Origin of the sequence: Nitrospira sp. CR1.1, assembly GCA_014055465.1 — a bacterium.
Classification (GTDB): Bacteria; Nitrospirota; Nitrospiria; order Nitrospirales; family Nitrospiraceae; genus Nitrospira_A.
Genome location: WIAF01000014.1, coordinates 76,544 through 92,414, shown reverse-complemented (window position 1 = coordinate 92,414; position 15,871 = coordinate 76,544). Strand labels below are relative to the sequence as shown.

Sequence of the window (15,871 nt, the reverse complement as noted above, 5' to 3'; positions counted from 1 at the left end):
AAAAGTCGCCCCGTGATTCCGTCTCGTTCGTTTCATTGCCTCGCTCCTCTCGTCTGCCACCTCTCGGTGGTGTGGGTGAAGCCAGGCTTCCACTTAACACACTGTCCGAATTTCCGGCGCCCCCTCTTATGTGCCAGGCGTATTGCGCCGAGAGGCCGAATCTCGAAATGTTCGCCCCCAACCCTTTCGGCCAAACCCGAGAAACCCCAATATCTCAATTGAAAGTCGCCATGGAAGAAATACCGCAATATAGGGAATCCCAGCTAAAGTCTTGAGAGGAGATTGCGTATACATTGCGCCCAAAAGAAAGTATCCGGCCAAGGAAGCAAGTACTCCAAGTGACCACGGTAGCAGAAAGCTCCACGCTGGCTCCTGGGCCAAAAATACACTGCAGACAATCGCAAACAACGTCATCGAGGCCTGACTGGAGTAATTCGGGGCGGCCAGGGTTACGGCGCCATCAATCAAATTGACTTTACCTTTCGTCACCCCTTCTAACAAAAGACGCCGCGCGCCATTTGTCATCACCGCGTACTTTCCTGTTGCCCATCGTAATCTCTGACGGGACGCCTGCTTAAGCCCTTTAGACTCACGGGCAAAGACTCGAGCCAAGGGGTTAAAATGAATCACAACGTCATTGAGTTGAAGGGATACAGAAAATTCCCAATCTTCCGCTACAGAAAAGGCCGACCACCCATGCTGGTCCACGACGGATCGACTGAGGCACATTCCAGTCCCGCTCAGCATGGCCGAACAACCGATAGCCTCCTTGCCTCCATAAAATAAGAAGTTCCGCAAGACGCTCGTCACCGCGATCACCCTGGTAAAAGGAGTTTCCCACGGATTGGAGAGGTAGTTATACCCCTGTTGGACTTCGTGTCCTTTCGCCAGAGCATCATCAAAGGCCTCCAGCAAATGCGAGTCTGCAAGACAGTCCGCGTCAACGATGACCAACGCATCAAACAACACGCCGTCCTTGCGGAGCAGCTGCATGGCCCACGACATGGCCGCACCTTTTCCGCCCGGTCCTTCATTACGTTCCAGGCACCGAGCGCCTCCAATCCGCGCCACCTTCGCGGTATCATCAGCACAGCGATCTGCAATCACCACAATCTGAACCAGATCTTTAGGGTATTGCATGGAAGATAGACTATGGAGAGTTTCCGGCAACCCGTCTTCTTCATTGTGGGCAGGAATGAGAATCAAAAAACGAGTCATGCGGGGCTTTGTTTTCACGGCGGTGGAGGTCCGGTGCAATATAGCCAAAATCGCATGCCCCCATTGGTAAAATGAGATGAGAGAAAGCAGTATCAAAACAAGGAAGCATACTGTGCCCAATATAGGTAACATCATAACGAACTTAGTTTATACCATTATACTTGGACGATACATCTCAGGCGCCAGATCCAACCAACTGGCGATAAAGACGCGCTGTCTTTTCCGCCATTAAACTTGCTGTAAAGTTTTGACTAACCCGCCTCTGCCCTGTTCTGCCGAATTGATCTGCTTGGTCTTTTTGCCTGATGAGCAAGTCGATTGCCTCTGCAATAGCTAAAAAATTCCCGGGCTCAACTAATAATCCACTTTTACCATCCTCTATGACTTCTGGAATTCCACCCGTTCTACTAGCTACGATTGGACGACTCAGCGCCAAGGCTTCAAGTAATAGCATAGGAATTCCCTCGTTCAACGATGGTAGGACGAGGATATCCATAGCCTCAATAAAATCGCTAATGTCGCTTTGATGACCTACAAAAATGACATTCTTGTGAATTTGAAATTTGACAACAAGTCCTTCGAGCTGACTTCTTAATGGCCCCTCTCCCACAACGATAAGATGAACATCGCTACCCTTACCTACGAGAATTCGTATCGCGTTGAGCAAGTGAATATGGCCCTTAACGGCTGTCAGCCTCCCAACAATGCCTAACAATACAGTCCTCTTGCTAAGATCTAATTCACTTCTAATATTTCGCCCCTTTCTGCTTAGCAGAAACGCTTCTATATCAACTCCATTATGAATGCATACCACCTTCTCACTTTTCTTACTTAAATACCCCTGGGCAATTAAGAAATGGATTTTTTGTGTTACGGCGATTAAAACATTAACCAAATATTTATTGGTGAATACGTCGATGTATTCATAGACTTTGATTTTAAAATGCTCAAAGCCTGAAAATGGCTCCCATGATCCGTGAAGCGTCCGAACAAGATAGGGTACCCCCGCTAGTTTGCAGGCCAGCGCACCGAGAAAATTATCTTTGGGTTTGTGTGCGTGCACAATCATGAACTGATGTTCTCGAAAATGTTTCACAAGCTTCCATAGGATAACGAGCAGGTTGTATTGATGCTCAGCAATAACGACTACCTTTAGGCCTGCAGTTCTCAATTCCTGGGCGACTCTGCCCTCTGTAAAAAGAACCACCGATATTTCCAGATCCTGCATTTTCGATAGAGACCGTAATAGGGTTACCAGATGAACCTCCGCCCCTCCCCAAAGATCAGCTACTGCAATATGACATACTTTTGTAACGCCAGATGCCCTTGCACTTGAATGCTTACGATGCTTCCTTAAATTAAAGTGCATGGTAGCTTATAAGATCCACAGGAAAAACAATTTCATTTTCCCAGTCACGCTCCAACAACCGGGTCTCTTCGTCATACTCGGCGTGTCCGGGGTGGGTCATGAGCTCAATTGAATGGCACAACAATTTTCTAGTTTTGGCCAAATTATAAAACGTCGAAAACGTCGTTAGCCCTTCAGTAGTTGTCGTGGCATAAAATCGACGTAAGGCGAAATCCCAAACTTTTTTCTTTATTAGAAGGGCCTTGGAAACAGACTTCCCAGGGGGATAAATGTTCCATGTTGTCCGAACTCTGCGAATCCCAAATTCCTTCTGCAAGCGCTTAAGCACTAGAAAAATCTGAGGAGCAGTGTGGATATGGTTATGCGAGTCTAGATGAGAAACTTTGACACCGAGAGAAACAACTTTTTCCACCTGCAATTTTAGCTCTCTGTAGATTCCTTCTTGGCAAGTAGGTGATATCGACAACCTACTTAGATTTTGCTGTCCAGCGAATGCACCGTTCTCATCGAGGCAACCTCGGAGGCCATTCAAGTGTTTGGCAGGAGTTAGTGGCTTAAATTCAGTAAGATTGAGATGAACGCCCAAAGAACAATCTGTTCCCCTAGGAATAAACTTGATCGCCTGTTCAACTGAAGGGCCATTCGCGAGAATACTCGCCGAGGTAATTCGTCGCCTGGACATAAGGTCAAGAATCTTTTCGTTCACTACTGGGCTTATACCCAAATCGTCGCTATTTATTATTACCCTCATATGCGTGCACCGTAATTGAACGGCATTACCAGAGCGTTTGCTTATTCCTGGTACTCTGTTTGGATAAAGTCACATGAGAAAGACTGGCCGGGTTGCTCGAGCGTCAACCCCGAATGATCTCCTGTTTGGACAAAATTCAGTTTATCCAGCACTTGCTTCGCAGGTGTATTTCTGCTGGTTTGGGTAAAGTTAACTCGAAAATGATGCACGGAATGGTTCTCTTGTCGCTTCATTAAAAAGTCAAAGAAGGCTTTCTCAATAAGCTTTCCTTGCACCCTACAGGACAACATGAAGTCTCTCACCTCAATTTCTGAGGCTGTATGCTTTACCATGCTAAAACCTACCGTGCCGTACGAACCAAACTTGTCAGCGCACACTAGCAGGTATTTATTGATGTCGGGTCTCATAACTAGATCAGCAATCTCCTCTCTGCTGTACTTCTTTCCAGAAAAATTTAGCTGGTTAGTGCGTTGCACAAGTTCAGCGACTCGTTCGAAATCACTGGACTCATATCTCTTGATAGTTAATCGGATGTTGCTGTGAGCGAGAAATTCGATGTAGTTATCTCCGTAGGATGCCTGCGTCTGCTCCCGTAATGCAGCAGTCTGATAATATTGACGTCTATTTTTCGCATCTGGTGAGTCGCTTCCCGAAAAACGCGGATCGTCTAAGATGGAATGCAGATTGTCGATTGAAATACACCGCACCATAGGCAGTGTCTCACCTACTTCAGCTAATTCAAACGGGCTATCGTCAATGAATGCAAACGTGTCTAGTCCAATGTTAAGCGATTTGGCAATTTGTCGAATGTTTTGACTTTTTGGCAACCAGTTGACTTGAGGATATAAAAAGTACTCGTCAATCCCAAACTCCTTTAATTTTCCGAGTGCTTTTTCCGAATCGTTCTTACTGACGAGGCTCATAAGGATACCCTTCTGATCCAAATCCTTGATTAAGTCAATTACAGTAAAGTTAAGCCTCACATTTGAATCTTCAACCAATATCCCGTCCCAAAGTGTATTATCTAGATCCCACACAATACACTTAATATCGGGTGGCCCTGCTTTTGCTTTCTTCTCGTCAGCTTCCTTAAATACGACGAAATCGGCGCCTAGAATTATTATTTTAAGATGACTGTCTCCTTCTGGCAGAAGCGATATGTCAAAGGGTACCCCTGATTCAAGCAGGCCACGAAAAAGAGGGCGATCGATCTGGTGATTCGAATAACCGGGGTCCAAAGTAATGGTCGCGGCAAAGTGGCTGCCTGGCCGGCCAAGTTCAATAAGGTCGCTTCTATCAGACAATCTGGCGGGCGTCATTCTAACCTGCATCTTCACGGCTATATCTGAAGGGTTATACACCTCGAGTAGAAATGCATCTGGCTGTCTATCTTCCTTACTAAGCCACACCAATAATTTATTGACTCTTGCGAGCATCGCATAGGAAATATAACTCCACCGTTCATCACGAGTAATCCACCTTAAGATTGATCCGCAAATATTGCCAACTGGCAGAAGAAATTCAACCAAGCGCTCCGCACGCAGAATGGACCCTAGGGGCATGGTATACACGTTGGCTCTGGCTTCTAGCTTGCCCCATTTCTTAAACTCTATCTCGACGCCATACCCTCGAATGGATGAAAATCTCGCATTCCTAAACATTCCAAAAGTAAATCGGCGACAACGGCTGTCTGGTCTACGATCATACAAATCACAGGTACTGAAACAGGCAGGCGCTGCGCATTCCACGCAATGCTCACTCCAGAACAAGAGAGACATTTTCTTAACTCTATCGATCGGATGATACGGACCAAAAGGCTGAAGTGGCTTAGCATGAAGCAATGGGTCGTACTGGTGAAATTCGAACATGGCTGTTTCCTCTTTTGCGTATCTCAGGAGACGAATAAGCCAATTGCTGCAACCTCAATTTACTCAGTCAATCTACAATACGTGTAATCTGCTCTGCAGATAACATGCTCTTACAATGCATGCAATTGGCTTTGTGCCAGCCAGAGACTCTGGTTAAACGTTTCCCCTCAGATGTTCTTCATATAATGATTCATAGGCATTCACCATGGTTTGCAAGCTGAACTGATGTTCTGCGCGGCGTTTCCCTTTTTCCCCCAATTGGATGGCGAGATGCCGATCCTTCAGTAAGGCGATCAAACTTTCAGCCAACGCATGACTATCCTTGGGAGGAACTAGAAACCCTGTCTCTCTGTCGAGCACGATCTCGGGATTGCCTCCCACTCGTGTGGCAACCACCGGTTTTCCCGCCATCATCGCTTCGAGAATAGCCATCGAGAGTCCCTCAGATAGAGAGGGAAGAACAAACACATCCAACAGCGCAAGAATTCTGGGTATGTCTTGCCTCAGGCCGAGAAAATGGACACGCTTGTCCAGCCCAAGCCGATTGACCTGTTGCTTGAGGTCACTTTCTAATTGCCCTCTTCCTGCAAACACAAATGAGGTTTCAGGATATTTTTCTAGCACTGCAGGGATGGCATCAATGAGGTATTGGTGTCCTTTGACGGGGTACAGATTACCCACAACACCGATCACGCAGTCACTGTCAGGAAGATTCATCTCTCTTCTGCACGCTTCAATGTCAGCAGGTTCCGGAGCAGGAGGCACATTCACACCATTGTAAAGAACAGTGATGCGATCTGAATCAATGCCCACCCTCTCCACGATAAACCGCTTGAGGTCCTCGGACACTGCAACCATAGTAGCTCGACGGCTGACCCACCGATACGCCAGGCGGCGTCTAAGCTTTTCCCAAAAGTAGTGTTTTCCATGGACAGTTGCCACAAGTGGAATGCCCAAATAAGTTGCGACGGCAGTTCCCTGCACATTTGCGTCAAATTCATGTGAGTGAATCAGGTCGACATGCTCATCTTTCAAGAGATCTCGAAATCGGTATGCCCAACGCCAATCCGTCATCCCTTCAGTGGGAATAACGTATGTCGGAACTCCACGACTTCGGCTTCGCTCCTGGAGCCAGCCCGGACGAAATACACAGAGCACCCCTCGGTATTTCGAAGGATCCATGGAAGTCACCAGATTGCTGATGACTTGTTCAGCCCCCCCTGGACCGCTGCTGGTAGAAAGAAAAAGAATCGTTTTAACGTCGTTGCTTTTTGGCATGCTCGGTGACGACTGCCTGTTAGCCTGAATGAGAATAATATTATGGGAGAACCGGCCTGCCGTAACCCGGCCTAATAATGTCCTTCATCTCACGGGGCGAGGCCTCATCCAGGGATTCACCTTGGGCGAGAGAGTGGTGGAGATAACAGTGTCAGGCTTGGACGCCGCATAAGTCTGTGTGGAGTTTCGAAGCGCTACAGCCAAGCCCATCAGGATCCAGAATGTTGGGTAGTATAAAGTGGAAATAAACGCACTCGTCGTGAGATACCCTATCATGCCGCCTAAAATCGCATTGCCGAACAGAGTCGCGCGCACAACTTGTTCATCCTTAACCGGCTCTTTATCACGTCGCAGACTCATACTTTGTGACACGGCAGGAAGGAATTGACTGACCCTTGTATCGCGATAATTCAAATAGATCATCGACCCAAATATGATGATCCCCACAAGACCTAACTCCGGAAGCAGGGTGAAATACAGTGAATGCGCCTGTCGCCCGGCCAAGGATTTAGTTTGCCAGGTTCGTCCTCCCATGTATTCCCCGATTGTCCAGGGAAAGTTGCCCTGGCCAATCCCAAATATTGGATTGGCTGTGAATATTTCCCAACCTATTCCCCATGTGAACATTCGTTGTCCTGCCGTGCCGGTTTCCATCGTGCTATCGTCGGTGATGGAACTAATACGATCCCAATACTCCTGAGGCGCCGCGACAAGCACCAAACCGACAAGACAAACACCTAGAATCAGCGACATAACTTTTCTGGGAGAATACAACCAGCAATACGTGCCCAGCGCTAATAATCCCAGGAATGCGCCCCGTGAAGAGGTCGACACGACGGTCATGACGAACAGGCCCAATAGGACCATATAGAGCAATTTCCCTTTCTGGTTGGCGGCGGCTTGATACATGAAGAAGGCGACCGGTACGGCCACATTCATTTCCATGCCGAAGTCATTTTCATCTCCCAACCAACCACCGACTCCCTGCCCATGATGCAAAATTCCATTTATTCCAAGGACTGCATGTACGCCAAGCCACATGAATATCAACTTTTGCATTTTGTCGGTGGTATTGACGAACGTGACGATTCCTAAATAGAAGAAGAAATACAGGGTCATCTCCTTCAGCGTCATCAAGGCCCAAAAGTTGTTATTGGCGAACGGAACCCATAAGGCCATGAACGCTAATAACCCCATCCATAGCTTGGTTTGCATGTTGGCAAAGGCTGCTTTGCCTGAAGCCAGTACTGCAATTAAAATCGAGACATCGATAAGAGTGGGGATAGGAATAACTTTGAGCGGCGGCAGGACATCTTGTGGTCGTCCAAACTCAAATAACATTGCCAACAAGACCAGATAGAATCCAATATTTGACTCTTTCGGTGCGGGCTGAAGTCGCACGGCGGCTCCGAACTGACCGCTGTTAGACGTCTGTTGACGAGCATGAATCATTGAGCATTCCGAGGGTAATGAAAGAGCGCTTCAATCAGGCTAAGCTAATTTCCTCAGTGCCACAATCATATTGGTTCGAAGGTTTCGGAAGGGCTGGGTCATAAGCACCCGTATCCACAATAGTTCGAGGGCGGCCAGAGGTGGAATCATGGCGAAAATTGCATCGGTCGGAATCAAATCAAGCTGAAGCACTTCGAATCCATTGGCCTGAGCAAGTGCTTTAACCTGAGATTCGGTATTAGCCTTGTAGTGGGTGGGAAAAACATCGTGCTCTTCTCGCCCTTCAAGCAAATAAATGAGCTTGCCCTTCAGCCATTCTGGGACGACTTTGGAAAGAATCACCCCATAGCCGTAAGCATTCGGGGTGTGAAACAGGAACACGCCTTTCGGCTTGAGAATTCGACTAATCTCTCTGAACTGTTCATGTGGATTGTCGAGATGTTCAACGACCATATTGGCCGTCACAAGGTCGAACGCCTCACTTCTGAACGGCAACTTGGTAACGTCCCCTCGCAATTTCTTGGTGATATTGCGATGAGCCTTCAATGATGGCAGGTCATAGTCGATGCCGAATATCGCCTTGCATGTTTTTACCAGCTGACGTTCCTCATTGGCGCGCCAACTTGGAAGGATAGAATGTCCACAGCCGATCTCCACCCATTCAACCGATGTCCCGATATACCGTTTCAGAGACTCCTCGTACGAGTATTGGGAGTATCTTAGGGTCGGGACAATGGCGCTCCGCAGTGTCCAATAGATATTGAACAGTCTCGTTCGCAAACTCATGTGGATGTCGAGCCTCCCTTAAGCTTTGCCGTTCGCGCCTCTCTCCCGCTCGACTCTATCACTACCCCCCCTGGCAGTATCTGCGCGATCAACACATCGCACGCTTGCTTGATCATCAAGAAGCAGGTTTGAAAATCGTCCAGGGTTCCACTATAGGGATCGGCCACTTCCCGCACGGATTGATCATAAAACTGCCGGAGCAGAAACACCTTCGGTCCGGCCTGCGGATAAAGCTTGATAATCCTGTTTCGCTGCCGCCACTCCATAACCAGAATCATGTCTGCCCGTTCCACCTGTTCTTTGTGCAACGGTTGCGTCGCATGTTGGCTGAGCACCAACCCGCTTTGAGTACCCACGACCTGCGCCAGCGGATGTGCCGGCTTCCCGAAGGACGTCTCAAGCCCTGCTGAGTACACCTGGACCGGTAATCCGTTTTTTTCCACCTGACTTTTGAGATAGGCCTCTGCTAGTGGACTTCGACAAATATTTCCCTTGCATACCACCAAGATGGCGCGCGCCGGATTCGGGAAGGCCTGACGATTGACCAAGACTCTATATCGCCAATGGTCCAACGCTGCATTCACGGCTCTTTTCATCGAGCGGGCAAATTCCCGCACAGATAGTGGGTGTATTTTCATATCGGAATGAGAATCAGCCTGCAGCATGACAACTCCTATGCCAACTTGACATATCGCGAGATCTCAAAACGGCTGGGGCCAGGATCATCGAAGTCCTCCACCTCATAGAACGTGTCTCGCTCAAAAAACCGACAGAACGACAGAACAGACTGAAATTTCGATGGAGCACCGGGCGGTAGGTTGAGCGCACGATCAGACTTCTTGAAGCGCATGATTAATTGATCCAAATCCCCCAATAACCATCTGGACTTCACCCCAATACGATATTCATTTTCGGGAAGTGTCTCGGCTTTCCCCATAGCCATATTGAGCAAAAGTAAAGGAAAGTTCACGCCCGCATCCACAGCCAATTGTAAGGATCCCCAAAAGCGGCCATTAATCTCCATAAGCAAAGGACGCTGACTGGTCCTATCCACTTTAAACTCCACCATGGCAACGCCGTGCCACTTCACACGCTGCAACAATTTGAGGGTAGCCTCAACCATGGTTTTCGGCAAGGCAATACTTTCACGCAACACGCTGACTCCGCCGGAAGGTGGCCGCTCACGCAATCTTCGGTGCGCAAACATACCCAACGGTGTGCCCTCCTGCATCAACACAAACAATCCCTGCCCTTCCCCTACCACACGCTGCTGAATTAAAGACGGTGATCGCAGGTAGGCCGTATCGTGATACAACCGCAGCAGTTCTTCCCGAGATTCGGCATAACGCACACTGGTTTTCTTCCATTGACGACCATCCTTCACCAAAGAACACCCCGGTTTCACCACCACCGGAAAAACGGTGATCGCATCGATAACATGGCCCACACTTCCATCCGGGATGAAAATGGTCTCAGGAATGCCCACGCCTTCCATTTTCGCTTGCTGCATCAGTCGATACTTATCTGAGATTTCCTGATAAGCCTCGGCTTGAGGAGATGGAATTCTTGTATAGCGCTCAAACTGCGCACGTTCAGGGCCGATAACATGCATTGCAATGTCGGATATAGGAAACAGGGCATCGACGTCACGATTCCGTATCATCTCCAGTAGCCTGGTCACGAATCGTTCGGGCTCCTGATAGGGAGATGGATAGACAAAACTTTTCCGGCAGTAGCGGGAAGAGCCCGCAAGTGATCGTTCAGATTCTGCGCCGACGATCACCTCAACCTGCTCACGGCCAAGCGCCCTCGTGACCGCAAGTGCGGCGCGCTCATTTCCATCGGTAATCAGCACTCGCACAACTGCACTCCCTCTAACCGCGGTAGGTGGCTTTGCCTATTCATGCTGAAGCAGGTAAAGGACCAAACACACGCCACGAAAATAATGGGATGGTGTTGGTTATGTCGTTGTGGATGCCCACGCGTCGAATCGCATACTTATTCTCCGGGTTAGGTCCTTCCACACCCATCCTCACTGAACATGCTGCCTCATACCCACAGGCTTTGGCCTGCTGCTGAATACCTGCGTCACTGTTGCCATTGGGGTAACAAAAGACCGGCACATAGTTCACACCTTGTTCCAACAGCACCTGTCTTGACTTGGTAAGCTCGACAGACACGTCATCCGATGTGATGGTGGTCAGAATGCGGTGCGAGCATGAGTGCGATCCAAACGATACGCCATCCCTGGACATTTCACGCACCTCGTCCCAATTAACAATCACCCGTTCCTGCGGAAGCGACACGTTCATCTGATTGGCCAACGCGGCAACCAATCCATGGATTCGCTCGATCGGTAGATGTTTGCATTGCTCGATGACTCGATCGGTGACGTGCTCTCCGCGCTCCAAAGCCTCAATAAATGAGGTATCACCTTCATCCAGATATCTGGAAAACACTTTTCCAATTTCTCTCGAAACATTCGACTGTACTTCCCGTCCGTCCAGGACCTTGAATAGAAATGCCAATTGATCCGGCCAGAACCACCGGTCACTTCCTACGTAGTCAGTGGGAAGAAAGATGGTCGCCGGAATGCCCAGTTTCTTCAGCACGGGATACGCGTGTCGGTAATTGTCAAGCCAGCCGTCGTCGAACGTCACTACACAGTAACGGGCACGAGCATTCCATTTCTCTGTTTGCCAAAGCTCCAAGAGCTGGTGAAGCGAAAGAAGAGTAAAATTCTGCTTCAGAAAAGCCATGTGCTGAGCAAATACGCTGTCCAGTACATACATGCCGGGTTGCACAGACTGAAGAGAGACTTCCTCACGGGTCAACACCCGGTGGTACATGAGCATGACGACCTTCCCCCGATGCCGCCAGCGAGGGATCGGCGATGCGTGAAAGGCCCAGGCAACGACCTCGCGGACGGCTGGCTTTAATCGTCGAATGTCTACATTCATGTAATCAGTTGCGACTTCTCAGCTAGAACAACGTGTAAATGAATGGCGCCACCGCCGATCCCTGAGTAAGGACAATTAAGCTACCAAGCAGCACGAGCATCACAATAATCGGCAACAACCAGAATTTTTTCCGTTCTTTCATGAAAGCCCATAACTCTGTCAGGAATTCACCCATACGCCCTCCGTTACCTAGAATTGTCTCATCATATGGGTCCGTGGCCTCGCTGGTCGTACGACCCGGTAGCTTTCGGCATCCCGGCTGAACGCTCTCCTCATCGAATCCCAGCCGAACAGGCGCATGATCACACCCATGGGAGTAATCAATCCGAAATACAGAACTCCAAGGATGATTCTGGTATTGATCCAGCCCATCACATGGCCAACTTTCATCCAGACTTTGAAAAGAGGCCCGAGTGTAACCGGGGCCACAAGCCCCAAGAGAATCAGCAGCGCCCCTGGGAGAAGAGCCCAGAGGCGCACTCCTTCACCGTAACGAATCATCGGCCAAACGCCGATGACACAGAAGACGCCGCCAACGATCAATCCAAAATGACGCAATTCATTCTTTTCAGACTGTGCAGCCATTCAGTACCTCTTTGATTACTCCGCACAAAGACGAATATTGGGAACCGAACTACTTGGGCTCTCCATACCGTGCTGAATCACACCGGCTCAGCGCTTGGACGGCTCCCAGCGAAACACCCGGTCGCCGCGAAAATACCGCATCCAGGCATCAAGAATTGACAAGTTGACCAAGACGAAAAATGAGGGCAACCGAAACAGGCTGCTCTTCGGCATCCATTGAAACACTGCATAGGCTGCAGCCGTGGCATAGAAAACAAGCTGTCCCAGCAAGAACATCCCGTAGAACGTCGATTGCGTTGCCAACACCACATTGGAGACGCATGCGCCAATCATGGCAAATGGCACCAACCATCGGCACAACTTATGACTGAAGAGCTGCCAGGCGAACATCCCATATCTGAAAGGATTCAGCATCGGCAGACTGCGCATCAATACCGCGATTCCTCGCAAAACAGTTCTGACTTTCCGCTGATATTCCTTCTTCTCATCCGATAAATTCTTGTAATATCCTACGCTATTGGGATCTGAGATACCTCGAAGCCCTATCCGCATTGAGTTGAGCAGCGTATTAAAGTCGCTCTGAAGATCGTCTGCCCAGGGGCTGCAGACCGTCCGTCGCGCGGCAAAAAACGAACCGCTGAGCCCGACCAAGGTATTTACCTTCGTTTCCAACTGACGCAGCAGCATCTCGTACTTGACGTACGCTCCCTCCCCGCTCAAGTTGCCTTGCGCGTCCACAAAACGATCCACGCTGCTTACGCACCCCACTGTTGGATCATGAAATGCCTTCACTATGTTCGCAATACCCTCAGACGGTAAGGTGGTGGCCACGTCAGAGAACACTAACACCTCACCGCTGGTTTGGCTGACTGCTAGTTTTTGGGCAGCCTCTTTTCCCTTTCGCTCAGCGGCACGAATGAGACGCACGCCTGAAGACGCATAAGACTGCACGATCTCATCAGTGCGGTCAGATGAGCAGTCAGACGCCACCACTATTTCAAGACACTCTTTGGGATACTGCTGCCTAAGACTATTCTCGATCTTTTCCTTGATTCGTGATTCTTCATTATAGGCAGTGATGATAAACGAGACCATCGGCTGGATCTCTCCCACCAGGACTGGCCGGCTTCTAAAAATCGAGAGCCCCACCAGCACGAGGAGATACCCCGCATAGGCGTAAAACATAAACGCCAATGACCCCCAGAATATCCACTCGACAAACCACATCGTCGCTATTCCTCGATTACGCTGCTCTGTCAGACAACGTTGCTCTCACAACTTTAATGAAGCCGGGGCAATTCTTGCGCGTGCCGGCGCGATCCGGATGCTTCCTGAGAGTAGTTCACGTCCAATTTATGCTCCTGTTGAACGCTCCCTACAGCGGCGCATAGCCGGACGATGTCAGTATCGGACACGAATTCGTGCGTGGGGAGCGTAACCAGTCGCTCCGCGATCATAGTAGACTGAGGCACGTGCTGAGAGGAGAGTGTTCCCGACAGTTCCGCAATCTGCTCGATCGCAGAGGGGTACAGGGAACTGATGCCAAGTCCCTGGTCTCCGGATCTCCGACAAAGAGCGTCCTTTTCCTGCTTTGATGGCATCAACAACGGGAGACGAAGATAGACCGCATGTCCTCGGCCTGATGGCGTGACAGGTTGCACGTGAGGGGGAACTGATCGAAGCAACTGTTCCGCATGACTCACCCGACTGGCGGTCGAACGGAACAATCGTTCCTGCCAACGGCGTAGCAAACCAGCCCGAACTGAGTCCATTCGTGTGATCGGGAAATCCGAATAAAATTTTGTTTCCCCCAGCTTAAGAAATGGAAGCCCGGCCGGGAACCAATACCGGGAGGGGTCGATGAGCAATTGGGTCACCGCAACTTCTGCCAAATTTTTTAGCCGGCCGGCAAGGGATTCGTCCGGAAGCTGCGCATACTCCTGAGCCAAGACTTCGCCAATACGATCGTCATTCGTCAGAATGGCACCTCCGGATCCGCAGGTAATGTTTTTCCCTCTTCCAAAACTCAAGAAGGACACATCACCCAGGGAGCCGAACCACTTGCCGTCACGCTTTCCCCCAAACGCTTGCGCCACGTCTTCCACCACAAAAATGCCGCGCGAATGACAAATTTCGGCGACGCGCGGCACATCTACCCCAATACCTAGCAAATGTGTCGCCAGTACACACAGCACCTCGGAATCAGCCACCTCTGACAGGCGCATAAAATCAAAGTCGAATGTCTTCGGATTGATATCGCAGAGCCGGACGGACAGTCCAGCGCGAACCACGGCCGACGGCACAGAGAAACACGTATATCCAGGAATAACAACTTGGCTGCGTCCTGACAGTCCATGAAGGACCCGGAGGATGAGCGTAAGGGCGGCTTTTCCTGATGAGACAAACCAGACATGCTTAACACCGAAGTGTGCCCGAAACTCAGCTTGGAGGCGGTGCATGGTGACGTGAGGGCGCACGAGACCTCGTAATCCCTGTACCAGATCACGCCATTCGATCGGTGCGGCTGACGGAGGAAGGGTTCGCTGTGCCCTCATGGAAGATGTTTCACAATGTGAGGTCCCAGCAGATTTGCGATCGTCAGCGGTAACCTCTGCCACACGCGAATCGCCAGCGCATATTTAGGATTCTGCGGATTCAGCTGAGGCACCTGGCGACCATGTCCCATCCAATAATACCAATAGAGTTGATGCGGATGAGCCCCCCATTGCTCTTTGAATCGATAGGTTCCGCTATCGGGACTCGATCGGCCAAAATCGAATACGTGAAACCCTTGTTGGCACGCATATTCCAACACTGCGCCATACAACATCATATTGGGAGCGAGCTTGTTAAAGCGCTTGTCCGACGCTGCCCAGGGAATTTCCAAGGAAGAACGGAATCCGTAGAGAAATCCAGCGGCGACCGGCACATCTTCGTGAGAGACGATACAGATGCGCGCTTCCTTCGGGAACACCTCAAGAATCTTCGCGAAAAACCCCTTGGCGTAAACCGGCGTTCCCAAATCACGCATACAGCGTGAGAACACCGCATAAAACTCGTCCAGGCACTCTCTACCGCCTACGCGCGCCGTCATCCCTTCCTTCTGAGCTCGGCGAACCTGGCTACGCAATTTGGAGGGGAACCCTTTCATCAGCGCCTCGTAGGAGCCCGGCAACGTAAGCCTCATCGAGACCTTCCGTTCGGTCGAAACCCAACAGGTCTCTATCGGCCATTCGTGTCGAAGCTCGATATGAGCGGCGTCCAGCTCTCTCGCCCGTTCAATTGCACTGCGTTCGAGCAAGCGATACGCATCGGGAGAGGTCGCGACAAGGCCGCCATAGTTCACGAAGGGCAGAGAGACCAAAAACCGGCCAAATCCTCGGCTTGCCAAAAGCACTAAGGGCACAATGCCCTGCACAGTTCCATTTTCTTCCTGGGCGCTCAGATAATATGTACGGTGGCCAAAGGCTTCTTCTATGACACGCCGCCAGCCTGACAGATGGTACCCGGACGTGGTGGGCGAACTCAGCACGTAGCCATCCCACGCCAAAACATCTGTGTCGGTTCGCCCAAGAACTGAAGATACCAATGTACTCATGATAAG

At 50.0% G+C, this 15,871-nt stretch carries 14 protein-coding genes; all 14 read right to left on the bottom strand.

Features of this window, described 5'->3' with window-relative positions; all coding sequences use genetic code 11:
- Positions 1 to 126: 126 nt before the first annotated feature.
- The 14 genes from GDA65_18670 to GDA65_18605 all read right to left on the bottom strand — a co-directional run bounded on the left by GDA65_18670 (position 127) and on the right by GDA65_18605 (position 15,865).
- Positions 127 to 1,353, bottom strand: a complete 1,227-nt coding sequence (locus tag GDA65_18670; GenBank protein ID MBA5864709.1) for a glycosyltransferase — start codon at positions 1,351 to 1,353, stop codon at positions 127 to 129.
- 40 nt (positions 1,354 to 1,393) lie between these two features.
- The gene (locus GDA65_18665) at positions 1,394 to 2,587 is read right to left on the bottom strand and encodes a glycosyltransferase (GenBank protein ID MBA5864708.1); all 1,194 of its coding nucleotides are present in this window, start codon (positions 2,585 to 2,587) and stop codon (positions 1,394 to 1,396) included.
- Entirely contained in the window at positions 2,577 to 3,338 is a 762-nt protein-coding gene (locus GDA65_18660; protein ID MBA5864707.1) for a ChbG/HpnK family deacetylase, read from the bottom strand. The genes GDA65_18665 and GDA65_18660 overlap by 11 nt, the downstream gene beginning before the upstream one ends.
- A gap of 41 nt (positions 3,339 to 3,379) precedes the next feature.
- Entirely contained in the window at positions 3,380 to 5,206 is a 1,827-nt protein-coding gene (locus tag GDA65_18655; GenBank protein MBA5864706.1) for an HAD-IIIC family phosphatase, read from the bottom strand.
- Positions 5,207 to 5,359: 153 nt separating this feature from the next.
- Entirely contained in the window at positions 5,360 to 6,484 is a 1,125-nt protein-coding gene (locus GDA65_18650) for a glycosyltransferase (protein MBA5864705.1), read from the bottom strand.
- Positions 6,485 to 6,568: 84 nt separating this feature from the next.
- Positions 6,569 to 7,936 (bottom strand): hypothetical protein, encoded by a 1,368-nt coding sequence (locus GDA65_18645; protein ID MBA5864704.1) that lies wholly within the window; start codon positions 7,934 to 7,936, stop codon positions 6,569 to 6,571.
- Between the two features lie 39 nt (positions 7,937 to 7,975).
- Entirely contained in the window at positions 7,976 to 8,722 is a 747-nt protein-coding gene (locus tag GDA65_18640; protein ID MBA5864703.1) for a methyltransferase domain-containing protein, read from the bottom strand.
- Positions 8,719 to 9,387 (bottom strand): hypothetical protein, encoded by a 669-nt coding sequence (locus GDA65_18635; protein ID MBA5864702.1) that lies wholly within the window; start codon positions 9,385 to 9,387, stop codon positions 8,719 to 8,721. The genes GDA65_18640 and GDA65_18635 overlap by 4 nt, the downstream gene beginning before the upstream one ends.
- An 8-nt stretch (positions 9,388 to 9,395) precedes the next feature.
- A complete protein-coding gene (locus GDA65_18630) occupies positions 9,396 to 10,583 on the bottom strand; it encodes a hypothetical protein (protein MBA5864701.1) in 1,188 nt (395 codons plus the stop codon).
- A gap of 40 nt (positions 10,584 to 10,623) precedes the next feature.
- Positions 10,624 to 11,682: a polysaccharide deacetylase family protein gene (locus tag GDA65_18625; protein MBA5864700.1), complete on the bottom strand. Its 1,059-nt coding sequence runs from the start codon at positions 11,680 to 11,682 to the stop codon at positions 10,624 to 10,626.
- 189 nt (positions 11,683 to 11,871) lie between these two features.
- On the bottom strand, positions 11,872 to 12,267 hold the full coding sequence (locus tag GDA65_18620; protein MBA5864699.1) for a hypothetical protein: 396 nt from the start codon (positions 12,265 to 12,267) through the stop codon (positions 11,872 to 11,874).
- Positions 12,268 to 12,354: 87 nt separating this feature from the next.
- Entirely contained in the window at positions 12,355 to 13,494 is a 1,140-nt protein-coding gene (locus GDA65_18615) for a glycosyltransferase (GenBank protein MBA5864698.1), read from the bottom strand.
- A gap of 53 nt (positions 13,495 to 13,547) precedes the next feature.
- On the bottom strand, positions 13,548 to 14,822 hold the full coding sequence (locus tag GDA65_18610; protein MBA5864697.1) for an aminotransferase DegT: 1,275 nt from the start codon (positions 14,820 to 14,822) through the stop codon (positions 13,548 to 13,550).
- Positions 14,819 to 15,865 (bottom strand): FemAB family PEP-CTERM system-associated protein, encoded by a 1,047-nt coding sequence (locus tag GDA65_18605; GenBank protein ID MBA5864696.1) that lies wholly within the window; start codon positions 15,863 to 15,865, stop codon positions 14,819 to 14,821. Before GDA65_18605 ends, GDA65_18610 begins: the two co-directional genes overlap by 4 nt.
- Positions 15,866 to 15,871 lie beyond the last annotated feature (6 nt).

Excerpts from the sequence above, each read along its gene's own strand:
- GDA65_18670 (MBA5864709.1), bottom strand. The coding sequence starts at position 1,353 with ATGATGTTACCTATATTGGGCACAGTATGCTTCCTTGTTTTGATACTG.
- GDA65_18665 (MBA5864708.1), bottom strand. The coding sequence starts at position 2,587 with ATGCACTTTAATTTAAGGAAGCATCGTAAGCATTCAAGTGCAAGGGCA.
- GDA65_18660 (MBA5864707.1), bottom strand. The coding sequence starts at position 3,338 with ATGAGGGTAATAATAAATAGCGACGATTTGGGTATAAGCCCAGTAGTG.
- GDA65_18655 (MBA5864706.1), bottom strand. The coding sequence starts at position 5,206 with ATGTTCGAATTTCACCAGTACGACCCATTGCTTCATGCTAAGCCACTT.
- GDA65_18650 (MBA5864705.1), bottom strand. The coding sequence starts at position 6,484 with ATGCCAAAAAGCAACGACGTTAAAACGATTCTTTTTCTTTCTACCAGC.
- GDA65_18645 (MBA5864704.1), bottom strand. The coding sequence starts at position 7,936 with ATGATTCATGCTCGTCAACAGACGTCTAACAGCGGTCAGTTCGGAGCC.
- GDA65_18640 (MBA5864703.1), bottom strand. The coding sequence starts at position 8,722 with ATGAGTTTGCGAACGAGACTGTTCAATATCTATTGGACACTGCGGAGC.
- GDA65_18635 (MBA5864702.1), bottom strand. The coding sequence starts at position 9,387 with ATGCTGCAGGCTGATTCTCATTCCGATATGAAAATACACCCACTATCT.
- GDA65_18625 (MBA5864700.1), bottom strand. The coding sequence starts at position 11,682 with ATGAATGTAGACATTCGACGATTAAAGCCAGCCGTCCGCGAGGTCGTT.
- GDA65_18620 (MBA5864699.1), bottom strand. The coding sequence starts at position 12,267 with ATGGCTGCACAGTCTGAAAAGAATGAATTGCGTCATTTTGGATTGATC.
- GDA65_18615 (MBA5864698.1), bottom strand. The coding sequence starts at position 13,494 with ATGTGGTTTGTCGAGTGGATATTCTGGGGGTCATTGGCGTTTATGTTT.
- GDA65_18610 (MBA5864697.1), bottom strand. The coding sequence starts at position 14,822 with ATGAGGGCACAGCGAACCCTTCCTCCGTCAGCCGCACCGATCGAATGG.
- GDA65_18605 (MBA5864696.1), bottom strand. The coding sequence starts at position 15,865 with ATGAGTACATTGGTATCTTCAGTTCTTGGGCGAACCGACACAGATGTT.